This window comes from Methylobacterium sp. D48H (assembly GCF_053345715.1).
Genome location: NZ_JBKFAP010000099.1, coordinates 1 through 384 on the forward strand (window position 1 = coordinate 1; position 384 = coordinate 384).

The 384-nt window shown below is 74.5% G+C and carries 1 pseudogene; it reads right to left on the reverse strand.

What is annotated here, in order from left to right:
- Positions 1 to 29: 29 nt before the first annotated feature.
- Positions 30 to 384: pseudogene (locus ACLBX8_RS31655) on the reverse strand (type 1 glutamine amidotransferase); the annotation flags it as partial.

Genomic DNA, 384 nt, shown 5'->3' on the forward strand with positions numbered 1-384 from the left:
GGGTCAACGCGCCACCCGGTCGCGGTCGCCTAGTGGCGGCGCTCGCCTGTGGACAGGCGCGCCAGGAAGTTCCCGATCTCCCGCCGGCGGGGCCCGGCCTCCAGCACCTCGGGCCCGACGCCGTGACGCCAGGCCAGGCGGCGCGCGGTCTCCGGGTCGTGGCCCTGGAGCGTCGCGACTTCGTCGGCATAGGCGGCCACGGCCCGCGAGTTCTCGGCGAGTCCCGCCTCGACGATAGCGGTGTCGCAGAGGCGCAGCACCGCGGCCAACTCGTCGAGGTCGAGCTCGGGATGATACTGCGTCCCCCAGAACCAGCCGCGATCCCGGCGGATCTCGAGGGCCTGGATGCCGAGAACGCGGTTGCCGGCGAGCACGCGGGCGCCC